Source organism: Paraburkholderia sp. HP33-1, from assembly GCF_021390595.1.
Lineage (GTDB): Bacteria > Pseudomonadota > Gammaproteobacteria > Burkholderiales > Burkholderiaceae > Paraburkholderia.
The window spans coordinates 1,274,230-1,288,256 of sequence record NZ_JAJEJR010000002.1 but is presented as its reverse complement, the minus strand read 5'-3'; the positions used below and the strand labels follow the sequence as shown (position 1 = coordinate 1,288,256).

The following is a 14,027-nucleotide window of genomic DNA, read 5'->3' as shown; positions in this document are numbered from 1 at the left end:
TCTCCACGTTCCGGATTACATCGTCCATTGCCCGCCACTTCTACGCGTCTGAGCCTCGATCCGCGTGCCCGTCTTGGACGGCGCGCCGGCCGGCGCTTTCTGATCGAGTGGATGAGCGTTGGTTTGCTCGGCATCGTCGTGATCCTGGCGGCGTCGTTCGGGCGCGTGAGCACCGGCATCGATCAGCTGGTATATGACCGGCTTCTGAACCTGCGCGAGCAGCCGCTGCTGTCCGACATCGTCGTCATCGAGATCGACAACCCGAGCATCAACCAGCTCGGCCGCTGGCCGTGGCCGCGCAGCGTGCATGCGCGGCTGCTCGAACAGATCGCCGCGGCCAAACCCGCCGCCGTGATCTATGACGTGCTGTTCACGGAGCCCAACGCCGACGACGCCCAGCTCGCCCACGCAATCGCGCTCTCTCAGACCTATCTGCCCGTGCTGCTGACACCACCCGACGCGACTGGCGAGCGCACCGTCGACGAACCCGTCGCGCCGCTCGCGCAGGCGGCGGCCGGGCTCGGTCACATCAATTTCGAGGTGGACGGCGATGGCATCACACGCAGCGTCGCGCGCTTCCAGGGCGACGACGCTTCGCGCTGGCCGCAACTGATGGTGCTCGTGGCCGATGCGGTCGAACGAGGCAAGCTGCATCTGCGCGACGGGCTGCCGCCGCGCCGCTCGAACGAGCCCGCGCGCGGCAGCAACGACGGCGGCGAAGGCCGCTTCCTGATTCCGTTCGGGCCGAATGCCGCTCGCTTCGCGAAGCTTAGTTTCGCCGACGTACTGGCTGGCAAGGTGCCGGCCGATCGGTTGCGCGGGCGCATCGTCGTGATCGGCGTGACCGCGTCGGGTCTGTACGACCGTTTTGCGACGCCGGTGTCGGGCGAGCTGGGTCCGCTGCCCGGCGTCGACATCCATGCAAACGTGCTCGACACGCTGCTGAGCGGCCGCGAGATCGAGCCGGTTGGGCAGTGGGTCGTGTGCGCGGCGGCGCTCGGGCCGCTCGCCGCGCTGCTCGCCGGCTTTCTCGTGCTGTCGCCGCGTCGCTCGCTGTTGCTGACCGGCGCTCTGGTGCTGCTCGCGGCGGCCGGCAGCGCGGTTCTGCTCTACGGCGGCAGGCTGTGGGTATCGCCGGTGCCGGCGATCCTCGGCGTCGTGATCGTCTATCCGATCTGGAACTGGCGCCGCCTCGAAATGACGATGGCGTATCTGCGTGGTGAGTTGCAACGCCTCGCCGAAGAGCCGCATCTGCTGCCCGAAACGCCGAAGCGCCGCCGCGAGTTCGGCGGCGACGTGCTCGAGCAGCACATGGCGCTGATGGCTCAGGCCGCGCAACGGGTGCAGGACATGAAGCGCTTCGTGTGGGACAGCCTCGATAGCGTGCCGGAGCCGATTCTCGTCAGCGATCTGGCTGGCGTCGTGCTGATCGCGAATCATGCGGCGAAAGCGCATTTTGCCCGGCTGGGCGCGCCGATGCCCGAGGGCCAGCCGATGCAGAGCGTGCTCGGCGGTCTCACGCTCGTCAAAACGATCGACGCCGGCGCGGCCTCGGACCACGAGCGCAATCTGTACGCGCACGCGCACTGGCCGGCGCTGCTCGATCCGACGCGCCGCGAGTTTGAAGCGCTGATGGCGCAGGGCGTCGAGGTGCGCGACACGAACGAGCGCGATCATCTGTTGCGCTACGCGACCTGCACCAACGCGCGGGGCGAGACGACCGGCTGGATCGCCGGTCTGGTCGACGTGTCGGCGCTGCATGCGGCCGAGCGTCAACGTGAGGACGCGCTGCGGCTGCTGTCGCACGACATGCGCTCGCCGCAGTCATCGATCATTGCGCTGGTCGAAATCGAGCGCGCGCGAACCGAGCCGGTGCTCGCGCGCAACCTGCTCGGGCGTATCGAACGTTACGCGCAGCGCGCGCTGACGCTCGCCGACGACTTCGTGCAACTGGCGCGCGCCGAATCGCAGACCTATGTGCTCGAGCCGCTGAACCTGACCGAACTCGTGATCGACGCGAGCGACGAGGTCTGGCCGCAGGCGCACGCGAAGCGCATCGCGCTGCATACGGAAACCGGTGGCGACGCCGCCGACGCCCCCTGGATCTGCGCCGACCGTTCGCTGATGACACGCGCGCTCGTCAACATTCTGAACAACGCGGTCAAGTACAGTCCGCCTGACACGCGCGTCGTGTGCAGCTTCGCGAGCCAACCTGCGGCAAAGCGCGCGGGCAGCGCGGCAGGGCGAGTGGCTTGCACGATCCGCGACCAGGGCTATGGCATCCCGAAGGAACAGCAGGCCGGGCTGTTCGAGCGCTTTCGCCGCTTTCACGAGGCCGAGCGGCCGGACGTGGGGGGCGCGGGACTCGGCATGGCGTTCATCAAAACCGTCGTCACGCGCCACGGCGGCAGCGTCGAGGTCGTCAGCGCGCCCGGTGAGGGTACGGCCGTCACGATCCTGCTGCCCGCGCTCGACCACGCCCAGCTCGACGAATCGAGCGCGGGGAGCGCCTGACGCGCCTTTGACGTATTCGATGTACTGGAGAGAAAACAGCAATGGCAAAGATCGCTCACCTCTGTGCCGCGATGGCTGCGGCGAGCCTCACCGGTTGTGCGAACCTGAGTGCCGACGTACACAGCGTGTCCGGTAACGGCGCCGACCACGCCGTTGCGCTGCAAGGCGAGCAGACCTACTCGTTCGCGCGCACGCAGCCGCAGGACGACAGCGCCGACCATCCGCAAGCCGAAAAGCTGCTGCGCGAGGAGCTGGCGAAACACGGGTTCGTCGATACGGCGGGCAAGCCCGCGCACTATCTGCTGTCGATGGCGTATAGCACGCGGCCGGCGTCGATCGGCGTTGGCGGCGAGGATTGCGCGCCCCCCGATTGCGGCGCGGGCGGCGACGGTCTTGGCGCGCTGCTGTTGGGACGCGAGTATCAGCACGCGCTGACGTTGCGCTTCTTCGACTACGGGAGCGGCACCGAACGCTACAAGGTCAGCGCGGTGTTTTTCGATCGCGACGCGGACCCGCTGCATGCGCAGCCCTTGCTCGTGAAAACCGCGCTCGCGAAGCTGCCGTTCGACCCGCCGGCCGATTGGCGCGTGAAGTTCAGCGTTGACCAGGCGAGCGGCGTGCCGAACGTCGAGTCGATGAAGCCGCTGCAGCGCTGATACGAAGCGCGGGGGCGGTCCGCGTGTATGCGCTATTTCTGCGCTGGCTCGTCCCGCGGCCAGCGGTTTTCGAACACGCAATCGGCGAGCGGCAGACGGCTCGCCCAGCGCTCCGTTTCCAGCATCGGCTCGCTATAGAACGCGTCGACGTGACCGAGGCACAGGATCGCAACCGGCCGCGCGCCTTCCGGCATGCCCAGAAGCTGATGCACCGCGTCGACATCGAATAGCGACACCCAGCCGAGCCCGAGTCCCTCCGCGCGCGCGGCGAGCCACATGTTCTGGATCGCGCACGCAACCGACGCGAGGTCCATCTCCGGCAACGTGCGGCGGCCGAAGACGTGACGCTCGCGGCCGTCCATCAGCGCGATCACGAGCAGCTCCGCGCATTCGCGCATGCCTTCCACCTTCAGTTTCATGAACTCGTCGCGGCGCTTGCCGAGCGCGTCGGCGGTCGCGAGCCGTTCGCGTTCGACGATGTCGCGCAAGCCCGTGCGCAGTGCCGCATCGGTGATGCGCACGATGCGCCAGGGCTGCATGAAGCCGACGCTCGGCGCGTGATGCGCCGCGTCGAGCAGCCTCCGCAGCACCGCGGGATCGACCGGATCGGGCACGAAGTGACGCATGTCGCGGCGTTCGTAAATCGCGCGATAGACCGCGTCGCGCTCGGAGTCGTCAAAAGGCTTCGCCATGAAAGAGGGCGGCCGTGAAGGCCGGGTTGGAGGGCCAGTAAGCGTGCATATAGGTTGCCACAATCGAGCCGACGCGGAAAATCGCTTCGCCGGGCGCGTCACTGTGCGCGCGCGTGGCGAAGCTTTGCGGCGCGAGCGGTGTGGCGAGCTTCGAGTAGTGAAACGTGTGGCCGGTCAGCGTTCCGTGCGGGCCGTCGATCTGCTGCATGCCGAGCGACGTGAAGCGCGTTTGCATCGTCGCGTGACCGGGCAGCAGACCGAGCATCGGCGTGCTCGTGCCTTGCTTGTTGGTCAGCGTCTCCAGCAGATAGAGCATACCCCCGCATTCGGCGACGAGCGGTTTGTCCGCTTCGACGTGCGCGCGGATCGCCGCGGCGCTGTTTGCGTTGCCCGCGAGCGCCGCCGCGTGCAACTCGGGATAGCCGCCCGGCAGATAGAGCGCGTGCGCGTCGTCGGGCACGGGTTCGTCGGCGAGCGGCGAGAAATAGCTGAGCCGCGCGCCGAGCGCTTCGAGTAGCGCGAGGTTGGCCGGATAGATGAACGAGAAGGCGGCGTCGCGTGCGATCGCGATGTGCTTGCCTTCGAGCAGACGCGGCAACGCTGCGGGTACGGGCGCACCGAAATCGACCGGCGCCGGTAGCTCGGCGAGCGCGGTCGAGGCGAGCGTGTCGGCCGCACGTTCGAGGCGCGCTTCGAGATCGTCGATTTCGTCGGCCTGGTGCAATCCGAGGTGGCGGTCGGGCAGCGTGATCTCGTCGCTCGCCGCAATGTGGCCGCACCAGCGCATCTCAGGCGGCAGTGCTTCCTGCAGCATCTGCGCGTGCCGCGCCGAACCGACGCGGTTCGCGAGCACGCCATGAAATGGCAGTTGCGGCCGAAAGCGCGCGAGGCCGAAGGCGAGCGCGCCGAACGTCTGTGCCATCGCCTGCGCGGAAATGACCGCGAGGACGGGCACGCCGAAGGCGGCCGCGAGATCGGCGCTGCTCGGCGTGCCGTCGAACAGGCCCATCACGCCCTCGATCAGGATCAGATCAGCCTCCTGCGCGGCCTGCGCGAGCAGGTTACGGCACGCGCTTTCGCCGACCATCCACAGATCGAGCGACAGCACCGGCGCGCCGCTCGCGCGCGCGAGAATCATCGGATCGAGAAAATCCGGGCCGGTCTTGAACACGCGCACCCGCCGTCCGAGCCGCCGGTGATAGCGCGCGAGCCCAGCTGTGATCGTGGTCTTGCCTTGTCCCGACGCGGGCGCGCTGATGAACAGCGCGGGGCACGCTGACATCGCTCAGAACTCCACGCCGCGCTGCGCCTTCACGCCCTGCTCGCGATACGGATGCTTGATCGCGCGCATTTCGGTGACGAGGTCGGCGGCTTCGATCAGCGCGTCGGGCGCGTGACGGCCGGTCACGACGACGTGCAGCATCGGCGCACGGGCGTTGATCACGGCGAGCACTTCGTCGAGCGGCAGGTATTCGTACTTGAGCACGGTGTTCAGCTCGTCGAGGATCACCATCTGGTAATCGCCGCTTTCGATCATCCGTCGCGCTTCGTTCCAGCCCTTGCGCGCGGTCGCCATGTCGGCCTCGCGGTTCTGCGTGTTCCAGGTGTAGCCGTCGCCCATCGTCACGAAATCGCATTGCGCGATTGCGCCAAGGAAGTCGCGCTCGGACGTATGCAGCGCGCCCTTGATGAACTGCACGACGCCGAGCCGCATGCCGTGGCCGAGCACGCGCACGGCCATGCCGAACGCGGCCGTGCTCTTGCCCTTGCCGGTGCCGGTGTTGACGATCAGCAGGCCTTTTTCGACGGTCGCGCTGGCCTGTTTCTTTTCGTGGCCTTCGCGGCGGCGTTCGGTCATGCGTTGATGCGATTCGGTATCGGTTTTCATCGGGGGTCCTGGTCTTGAGGGGCGGGATGGAATGGGGGCGCGGCGTGGTTCGCCGCTGCGATCGCCACGGTGACGCCGCCGTGCGCGGTCTTGCGTACGACGAGACGTGCATGTTGCGCGGTTGTCGCGGTGTTTGACGCTCCTGCGGCCAACAGCGCGCACGGCTCGCACACACCGTCGACGCCGAGATGCGCATGCGCGGCCACCGACGGCGACGCGACCGGTACGGCGGCGATCTGCTCGCGGCTGAACAGTTGCAGCGGTAGCTGATGGCGTGAGCAGAATTCGAGCAGGCCTGCTTCGTTGACTTTGGTGTCGATCGTCGCGATGGTGCGGATCTGCGCGAAGTCATTCGATCCGAGCGCTGCGCGCACGGCAGTTTCGATATCAGCGGCTTCGCTGTGCAAGCGGCAACCGATGCCGACGCTCAGCGTTTTCATCGAGCGTGCGTCGCGTTGGGCCGCATCACGCGCAAGCGCGAGCGACGCCACGCGGCCGATCACGACGATCGCCGGCGAGCCGAGCCGCGCTCGCGTGACGGCATCGGCAAACTCGCGCAGCGGCGTAAGCACGTGACGCTGCTCGGGCCGCGTCGCCGATTCGATCGCCGCGCAGGGCATATCGGCAGACATGCCGGCGGCGAGCAACGCGTCGGCGATGTCGCCGAGCCGCCGCATGCCCATATAGATCACAAGCGTCATGCGCGTCGCGGCGAGCGCGGCCCAGTCGGGCTCACCGCTGCCGGCGCCGTGGCCCGTGACGAACACGACGCCCTGCGCGTAGTCGCGATGCGTGACCGCAATGCCGAGCGTCGCCGGCGCGGCGATGCCGGCCGTGATGCCGTTGATCACGTCGGCGTCGATACCCGCGGCCTGCAGCGCCTGCAACTCTTCGCCGCCGCGGCCGAACACGAACGGATCGCCACCTTTGAGCCGCGCAACGCTGCGCCCCGCGTGCAGATGCTCGAGCATTTGCGCGACGATATCCGCTTGCGGCGTCGACGGATGGCCGCCGCGCTTGCCGACGTACACGACTTGCGCGTCGGCGCGCGCGAACTGCAGCACCTCGGGATTCACCAGATCGTCGACGAGCACGACGTCCGCCTGGGCGAGCGCGCGGGTAGCCTTCAGCGTCATCAGCTCGACGTCGCCGGGCCCGGCGCCGATCAGCCAGGCGCGCGTCATCGCGGCGTGCATGGCGCGCGCCATGCTGTGGGGGGAGAAGAGAAGCGGCGCGCGACAGCGTGCGCGGTGGTCGAGATAGAGGTCATGCGGTACTGCGAAATCGGGCGCGCCCACGCGCGGCTCGCGGCGAATTCACCAGAAAAAACGCCACGAAACGCGCGATGTCGCGCTTGAACGCCTTCACATCCGTTCCCCGCGGATTCCAGCGGCCGGCGGCGCAACTCGATGCACGGATGCATCCGGCGCCGCCTCCGCGTCTGGCCGGTATCCGGGCTGGCGACCTCACGCGCTTCGCCTTCCCGTTCCCGTTTGCGCGGGACAGTGGCATCAAAAAACGCATGCGCGGCACGTCGGAATCGAAGGCAGGATCGAATCGCGCGCCGCAGGTCGCTTACCGTTGCGGGGACAGCACAGGTTGAACGCGTAAAGCGCTGCCTGTTTCCCGTTTAACTGCACACGCGAGCGCATGTGCGGGCACCAAACGCGCGCATACGATAGCACATGGCGCCTTGCCGGATAAGCGTCGGCGGTGCTTTCCGGCACCCTGCGTTCCTTGACTGCGCAGGGCCGCGGGCCTACACTCGCACGCACTTTGGGTGCCCGCGTGCGCGTTCGTGCGCATGCAGTTAAACGGGAAACAGGGAGCCATCTGCTCTGGAGCGGCTAACCTGTGCTGTCCCCGCAACGGTAAGCGAAAGCGGTTCCGGCTCGATAGCCGGGCGCCGCAGTGCCGGCTTCGATGTCCCCGCGCAAGGTCGCGTCGACATATCACCACTGGTCGAGAAACCACTCGGCCGGGAAGGGGAAGCGGCGCTTTCGCCAGCCCGGATACCGGCCCGAAGAAGCAGAACGAATGCCGCGGGGATGCGGCGGCGCGTTCATGACCTCACTTCCGCTTTCTGTATTTCCGTTGTCTCGGCAATACCGTGGTTCGTCCCCGTGTTTTGTGGTCACTGGCAGTGGTGCGCGTGCTTCATTCGCGCCTTTCGCCAGCCGATGCACACGCACGGGTGGACTTTACGGCATGCCGGTGCAGCGCCAAGGGATGGACCTCACGATGCAAACTCAATTGCGCAAGATTCCCGTCACGATCGTCACGGGCTTTCTCGGCAGCGGCAAAACTACGCTGCTGCGGCACATTCTTCAGCATGCGGGCGGCAAGCGCATCGCGGTCATCGTCAACGAGTTCGGCGAACTCGGCATCGACGGGGAAATCCTCAAGGGCTGCGGCATCGGTTGCGATGAAAACGGCGTCGAGACCGAAGGGCAACTGTATGAACTCGCGAACGGTTGCCTGTGCTGCACCGTGCAGGAAGAGTTTTTCCCGGTCATGGAAAAGCTCGCTGAGCGACGCGATGAACTCGATCACGTGCTGATCGAAACGTCGGGGCTCGCATTGCCGAAGCCGCTCGTTCAGGCGTTCAACTGGCTGCAGATCCGCAACGGCTTCACGGTCGATGCGGTGGTGACGGTGGTGGACGGCCCGGCCGCCGCGAGCGGCCAGTTCGCCGACAACCCGGTCGCCGTCGATGCGCAGCGCAAGGCCGATCCGAATCTCGATCACGAGTCGCCGCTGCACGAACTATTCGAAGACCAGTTGTCGGCGGCCGATCTGGTGATTCTGAACAAGACCGATCTGATCGACGCTGCGCAGCAGCGTGAAGTGGAAGCTGCGATCCGCGAAGAAATTCCGCCGCAGGTGAAGATCGTGCGCGCGCACCAGGGACAGCTCGATCTGCATACGCTGCTGGGGCTCGAAGCGGCGTCGGAAGAGACGATTCACCTGCGTCACGACCACCACGGTTCCGCCGACGACCCCGATCACCACCACGACGAATTCGATTCGGTCGTCGTGCAGGCTTCGGTGCCGTCGCGCGACGCGGCGCTCGCCGCCTTGCAGACGCTCGTCGAAAACCACACGATTTACCGTGTCAAAGGCTTCGCCGCGCTGCCTGGCGCGGCGATGCGTCTCGTGATCCAGGGCGTGGGGCGGCGCTTCGACAGCTACTTCGACCGGCGCTGGCAGGCGGGCGAAAATGGCGAAGGCGCGTTGAGCCGCTTCGTGCTGATCGGCGAGGACCTCGACCAGCACGCGCTGCAACAGGCGTTCGACGCGGCGCTCGGCGCAACGTCGATCGCGACAGCATAACGGGCGCACCAGCATGCATCTGCTGCGCACGACGCCGGGCGGCTTCGTCGACGATACACAGGGCGTGATCCGCATCGATCAGCAGCCCGCCGATATCGTCGTGCTCAGTTCCGCCGACACCACGCTGTCGCTGCTTGCGAGCGTGGTGCCGCGTCTCGGCGACGGCTTCCCGAGCGTGCGGCTCGCGAACGTCACGTATCTGCGTCAACCGGCCTCGGTTGATTTCTATATCGACGACGTGTTGCAGCACGCGCGCGTCGTCGTGGTCGATCATCTTGGCGGCGAAACCTATTGGCCGTACGGCATCGAGCAGGTGGTCGCGCTCGCGCAGCGCAAACAGCAGACACTCGCGATGTTTTCCGGCGACCTGCAGGAAGACCCGAACCTGCTTGCGCGCAGCACCGCGAGCGCCGAGCTATGCCAGCAGCTGTGGCGCTATCTGCGCGAAGGCGGAGCGCAGAACGCCGAGGCGTTCTTGCGCTGCATCGCGTATCGCGCGTTCGACTGGGGACGCGAGCCCGAGCCGCCGCGCGCGTTGCCGGCCGCTTCGCTGTATCACCCCGAGCGCGATACGCCCACCGTCGCCGACTGGCAGGCGCGCTGGCGGCAGGACGCGCCGGTCGTCGCGATCCTGTTCTACAAGGCGCATCTGCAGGCCGCCAATACCGCGGTCTTCGATGCGTTGATCGACGCGCTCGAAACACAAGGGCTCAACCCGCTGCCGCTTGCGATCACGTCGTTGAAGGACGCAATGAGCCGCGACGTCGTACAGTCGCTGTGCGCGCAGCATGGTGTCGCGCTCGTGCTGAACACGACCGCGTTCGCCGCGTCCGCGATCGACGACCCCGAGCCGCTCGCGCTCGCCGGCGACGCGCCGGTGTTTCAGGTGATCCTGAGCGGCGGCAATCGCGAAGATTGGCTCAAGGACAACCATGGTCTCAATTCGCGCGACATTGCCATGCATATCGCGCTGCCCGAAGTGGACGGCCGCATCATCACGCGCGCGATCAGCTTCAAGGGGCTCGCGTATCGCTGTGCGCATACCCAGGTCGACGTGGTCCGCTATCAGCCCGACCTCGAACGGGTGCGTTTTCTCGCCGAGCTGAGCCGCCGCTGGTGCCGTCTGCGTTCGCTCGATAACGCCGACAAGAAAGTCGCACTGATCCTCGCGAACTACCCGATGAGCGAAGGGCGCATCGGCAACGGCGTGGGGCTCGATACGCCGGCGTCGGTGGTCGGCATTCTGTCGATGCTGCGCGATGAAGGCTACCGGATCGGCGAATTGCCCGAAAACGGCGATGCGTTGTTGAGCAGGCTGACCGAGGGCGTGACCAACGATCCCGTGGTGCGCGATCTGCGTCCAGCCCTGCAAAGCCTCGCGCTCGACGACTATCTCGCGCCTTTCAACGCCTTGCCGGCGAGCGTGCGCGACACGTTGAACGCGCGCTGGGGCAGGCCCGAACAGGACCCGACGCTGCGGCGCGGCCGCTTCATGATCGCCGGCTGGCGCTGCGGGCAGGTGTTTGTCGGCATTCAGCCTTCGCGCTCGCGCGAGCAAGGCGACTACGCGAGCTATCACGACGCGGAGCTCGTGCCGCCGCATGCGTATCTCGCGTTCTATTTTTGGCTGCGCCATCAGTTCGGCATCGACGCGATCGTGCATGTCGGCAAGCACGGCAATCTCGAATGGCTGCCCGGAAAAAGCGTCGCGTTGAGCGACGCGTGCTGGCCCGATCTGATTCTCGGGCCGATGCCGCATCTGTATCCGTTCATCGTCAACGATCCGGGCGAGGGCAGCCAGGCGAAGCGGCGCGCGCAGGCGGTGATCGTCGATCATCTGATGCCGCCGCTCACACGCGCCGAAAACTATGGGCCGTTGCAGGATCTCGAACGCCAGGTCGACGAATACTACGAAGCATTGATGGTCGATCCGCGTCGTGCGAAGCTGCTGCGCCGCACGATTCTGACGACGATCGTCGAGCATCGGCTGCACGAAGAGCTGAGTCTCGCGGCGCCGAGCGGACAGGACGACGAAGACGCGCTGCTTACACGTGTCGATGCATGGCTGTGCGAGCTGAAGGAAGCGCAGATTCGCGATGGCCTGCATACGTTTGGGCAGTCGCCGCGCGGCGTGCAGCGGCGCGATACGCTGCTCGCGCTCGGGCGCTTTCCGATCGGCGATGGTCAGGGCCGCCGGGCGGGACTGATCGACGCGCTGACGCGCGATCTGCGCATGGATCATCTGTTCGATCCGTTGACCGTCGACTGGGCGGCCGCGTGGGACGGCCCGCGTCCCGACGTATTGCAGCGGGTCAGCGATGTGCCGTGGCGCCATTACGGCGATACGCGCGAGCGTTTGGAGTTGCTCGCGGCCGGGTTGTTGCGTGGCGTGTGCGGTGTCGATCTCGATGATGCGGATCGTTCGCCAGGCGTAGCGGTAGCCGTAGCCGACGAAAGTCTGCCGCAGACGCAACAGGTGATCGCGCGCCTGCGCGACGACGTGCTGCCGCGTCTCGACGCATGCGGCCCGCAGGAAATGACGCAACTGAAGCGCGGCCTCGAAGGACGTTTCGTGCCGCCAGGTCCGAGCGGTTCGCCGTCGCGCGGACGGCCCGACGTGTTGCCCACCGGCCGCAATTTCTATTCGGTCGACACGCGCGCGGTGCCGACGCAAGCCGCGTGGGCACTCGGCTTGAAGTCAGCGCAGCAGCTGATCGAGCGGCATCTGCAGGAGCACGGCGATTATCCGCGCGCGATCGGCCTGTCGGTCTGGGGCACCGCGACGATGCGCACCGGCGGCGACGATATCGCGCAGGCGCTCGCGTTGCTCGGCGTGCGTCCGAAATGGGCGCCGGGCAGCCATCGCGTGACGGACTTCGAGATCATGCCGATCGACGCGTTCGATCGGCCGCGTATCGACGTGACGTTGCGCGTATCCGGTTTTTTCCGCGATGCGTTCGCGAACGTGATGCATCTGTTCGATGCGGCCGTGCAAGCGGTTGCCGAACTCGACGAACCGCCGGAGCTGAATCCGATTCGTGTGCGCGTGCAGCGTGAACGCGATGCGTTGATTGCGCGCGGCATGGACCCGGCCGAAGCACGAAAGCGCGCCGGCTGGCGCGTGTTCAGCGCGCGGCCCGGCGCGTATGGCGCGGGTCTGCAGGAGATGATCGACTCGCGCCAATGGCAGACCGACGCCGATCTCGCGAACGCGTATCAGGCCTGGGGCGGATACGCGTACGCGCAGAAGAGCGCGGGTGAGGAGGCGCACCATGCGTTTGGCGCACGGCTCGCCGCAATGGACGTCGTGCTGCAGAACCAGGACAACCGCGAGCACGATGTGCTCGATTCGAACGACTACTACCAGTTCCAGGGCGGCATGGTCGCGGCCGTAAGGCATCTGGCCGGCGAGCAGCCGCGTGTCTATCACGCCGATCACAGCAATCCGGCCGCGCCACGCGTGCGAACGTTGCAGGAGGAGATCGCGCGCGTGATCCGCTCGCGCGTGGTCAATCCGAAATGGCTCGATGGCGTGAAGCGGCACGGCTACAAGGGCGCGGCCGAGATCGCCGCGACGGTCGACTATCTGTACGGCTACGACGCGACCGCGCGCGTGATCGCGGATCATCAATACGCGCTCGTTGCCGATGCTTATTTGAACGACGCCGATACCCGCGCGTTCATGCAGCGGCACAACCCCCATGCGCTGCATTCGGTCTGCGAGCGTTTGCTCGAAGCGATGCAGCGGGGTTTGTGGCAGCAACCGGGCGACTATCGCGAGCAGGTTGAAACGCATCTGCTCGCGAGCGAACAGCAGATCGAAGGAAAGCAAACATGAATGGAGCGACGCGAGGAACGGACGACTTGAAGGGCGCAGGTGTTGCATCGGGCGCGCGACCGGTTTTTCCGTTTGCCGCGCTGATCGGCCAGGCTTCGTTGCAGCAGGCACTGTTGCTCGCGGCGATCGATCCCGGCCTCGGCGGCGTACTGATTAGCGGGCCGCGCGGTACGGCAAAGTCGACCGCCGCGCGCGCGCTTGCCGAGCTGCTGCCGGAAGGGCAGCTCGTGAATCTGCCGCTTGGCGCGAGCGAAGATCGCCTGATCGGCACGCTCGATATCGAAACCGTGTTGCGCGACGGCTCCGTGCGCTTCTCGCCCGGGTTGCTCGCGAGGGCCCATCGCGGTGTGCTGTACGTCGACGAAGTCAATCTGCTTCCCGATGCGCTCGTCGACGCATTGCTCGATGCGGCGGCGAGCGGCGTGAATACCGTCGAACGCGATGGCGTGTCGCATAGTCACGACGCGAGCTTCGTGCTGATCGGCACGATGAATCCCGAAGAGGGCGAGTTGCGGCCGCAGCTGATCGACCGCTTCGGTCTGATGGTCGAGTTGCAGAACGCGTTCGAGCCGCAGGTGCGGCAGGCGATCGTCAAGGCGCGGCTCGCGTTCGATCATGATCCCACCGGATTTCGTGCCGCTCATGCGGAGCAGCAGGCTTCATACGTGCGGCGAATTCGCGCGGCACGCGCCGCGCTGCCGTTGCTGTCGTTCGACGATGCCGTCCACGCGCGCGTGAGCGCGCTTTGCATCGACGCGGCCGTCGACGGTCTGCGCGCCGATCTCGTGATGCTGCGCGCGGCGCGCGCGCTGGCCGCATTCGAACAGGAGGATGCGGTGACGGTGCGGCATGTGGAGCGCGTTGCCGATGCGGTGCTGCTTCATCGGCGGCGTCAGCATGATGCGCAACGCTCGGATCAGGGGCAGCACCAGGGCGGAACGCGGCCGCATGACGACGCTGGCAGCGCGTCCGGCGATCAGGCGGCTTCTACGACGTCTTCCAGCGACACCGACTGGGGCTATATGCCGCCCGAGCCGGCGGCGGCAGTGCCCGTCAAAGGCGTGATTCCGCTCGACGCAAAAAAACGCTGAGCCATCGGAAGGGCG

General features: G+C 66.7%; 9 protein-coding genes, 1 pseudogene and 2 riboswitches. Of the genes and pseudogenes, 5 read left to right on the top strand and 5 right to left on the bottom strand.

The features are described from left to right. Positions 1 to 27 precede the first annotated feature (27 nt). Complete coding sequence (locus L0U81_RS21800; protein ID WP_233805580.1) at positions 28 to 2,514, top strand: CHASE2 domain-containing protein; 2,487 nt, start codon at positions 28 to 30, stop codon at positions 2,512 to 2,514. Between the two features lie 41 nt (positions 2,515 to 2,555). After that, entirely contained in the window at positions 2,556 to 3,170 is a 615-nt protein-coding gene (locus L0U81_RS21795; protein WP_233805579.1) for a DUF4136 domain-containing protein, read from the top strand. A 32-nt stretch (positions 3,171 to 3,202) separates the two neighbouring features. Here L0U81_RS21795 and bluB read toward each other — a convergent pair whose 3' ends face one another. The 5 genes and pseudogenes from bluB to cobA form a co-directional block, all read right to left on the bottom strand. Next, positions 3,203 to 3,862 (bottom strand): 5,6-dimethylbenzimidazole synthase, encoded by a 660-nt coding sequence (gene bluB / locus L0U81_RS21790; protein WP_233805578.1) that lies wholly within the window; start codon positions 3,860 to 3,862, stop codon positions 3,203 to 3,205. Next, positions 3,846 to 5,144, bottom strand: a complete 1,299-nt coding sequence (locus L0U81_RS21785; RefSeq protein ID WP_233805577.1) for a cobyrinate a,c-diamide synthase — start codon at positions 5,142 to 5,144, stop codon at positions 3,846 to 3,848. The genes bluB and L0U81_RS21785 overlap by 17 nt, the downstream gene beginning before the upstream one ends. Before the next feature lie 3 nt (positions 5,145 to 5,147). Further along, positions 5,148 to 5,750 carry a cob(I)yrinic acid a,c-diamide adenosyltransferase gene (cobO, locus tag L0U81_RS21780; protein ID WP_233805576.1) on the bottom strand — a complete coding sequence of 201 codons (603 nt, stop codon included), beginning with the start codon at positions 5,748 to 5,750 and terminating at the stop codon, positions 5,148 to 5,150. Then, complete coding sequence (locus L0U81_RS33720; protein ID WP_326489862.1) at positions 5,747 to 6,190, bottom strand: cobalamin biosynthesis protein; 444 nt, start codon at positions 6,188 to 6,190, stop codon at positions 5,747 to 5,749. The genes cobO and L0U81_RS33720 overlap by 4 nt, the downstream gene beginning before the upstream one ends. Before the next feature lie 18 nt (positions 6,191 to 6,208). Next, a pseudogene (gene cobA / locus L0U81_RS33715) lies at positions 6,209 to 6,934 on the bottom strand (uroporphyrinogen-III C-methyltransferase); the annotation flags it as partial. 242 nt (positions 6,935 to 7,176) lie between these two features. Then, a riboswitch (cobalamin riboswitch) is annotated at positions 7,177 to 7,431 on the bottom strand. Positions 7,432 to 7,511: 80 nt separating this feature from the next. Further along, positions 7,512 to 7,788: riboswitch (cobalamin riboswitch) on the top strand. A 203-nt stretch (positions 7,789 to 7,991) separates the two neighbouring features. On the opposite strand from cobA, the gene cobW reads away from it, so the two are divergent. Genes cobW through L0U81_RS21760 form a run of 3 tightly spaced genes read left to right on the top strand, consistent with a single transcriptional unit; the run spans position 7,992 to position 14,012 of the window. After that, positions 7,992 to 9,083, top strand: a complete 1,092-nt coding sequence (gene cobW, locus L0U81_RS21770; protein ID WP_326489847.1) for a cobalamin biosynthesis protein CobW — start codon at positions 7,992 to 7,994, stop codon at positions 9,081 to 9,083. A 13-nt stretch (positions 9,084 to 9,096) separates the two neighbouring features. Next, on the top strand, positions 9,097 to 12,921 hold the full coding sequence (gene cobN / locus L0U81_RS21765; RefSeq protein WP_233805574.1) for a cobaltochelatase subunit CobN: 3,825 nt from the start codon (positions 9,097 to 9,099) through the stop codon (positions 12,919 to 12,921). Then, the gene (locus tag L0U81_RS21760) at positions 12,918 to 14,012 is read left to right on the top strand and encodes an ATP-binding protein (protein WP_233805573.1); all 1,095 of its coding nucleotides are present in this window, start codon (positions 12,918 to 12,920) and stop codon (positions 14,010 to 14,012) included. The genes cobN and L0U81_RS21760 overlap by 4 nt, the downstream gene beginning before the upstream one ends. Positions 14,013 to 14,027: the final 15 nt, after the last annotated feature.

Coding starts and splice junctions, on each gene's coding strand:
- L0U81_RS21795 (WP_233805579.1), top strand. CDS start 2,556: ATGGCAAAGATCGCTCACCTCTGTGCCGCGATGGCTGCGGCGAGCCTC.
- bluB (WP_233805578.1), bottom strand. CDS start 3,862: ATGGCGAAGCCTTTTGACGACTCCGAGCGCGACGCGGTCTATCGCGCG.
- L0U81_RS21785 (WP_233805577.1), bottom strand. CDS start 5,144: ATGTCAGCGTGCCCCGCGCTGTTCATCAGCGCGCCCGCGTCGGGACAA.
- cobO (WP_233805576.1), bottom strand. CDS start 5,750: ATGAAAACCGATACCGAATCGCATCAACGCATGACCGAACGCCGCCGC.
- L0U81_RS33720 (WP_326489862.1), bottom strand. CDS start 6,190: ATGAAAACGCTGAGCGTCGGCATCGGTTGCCGCTTGCACAGCGAAGCC.
- cobW (WP_326489847.1), top strand. CDS start 7,992: ATGCAAACTCAATTGCGCAAGATTCCCGTCACGATCGTCACGGGCTTT.
- cobN (WP_233805574.1), top strand. CDS start 9,097: ATGCATCTGCTGCGCACGACGCCGGGCGGCTTCGTCGACGATACACAG.
- L0U81_RS21760 (WP_233805573.1), top strand. CDS start 12,918: ATGAATGGAGCGACGCGAGGAACGGACGACTTGAAGGGCGCAGGTGTT.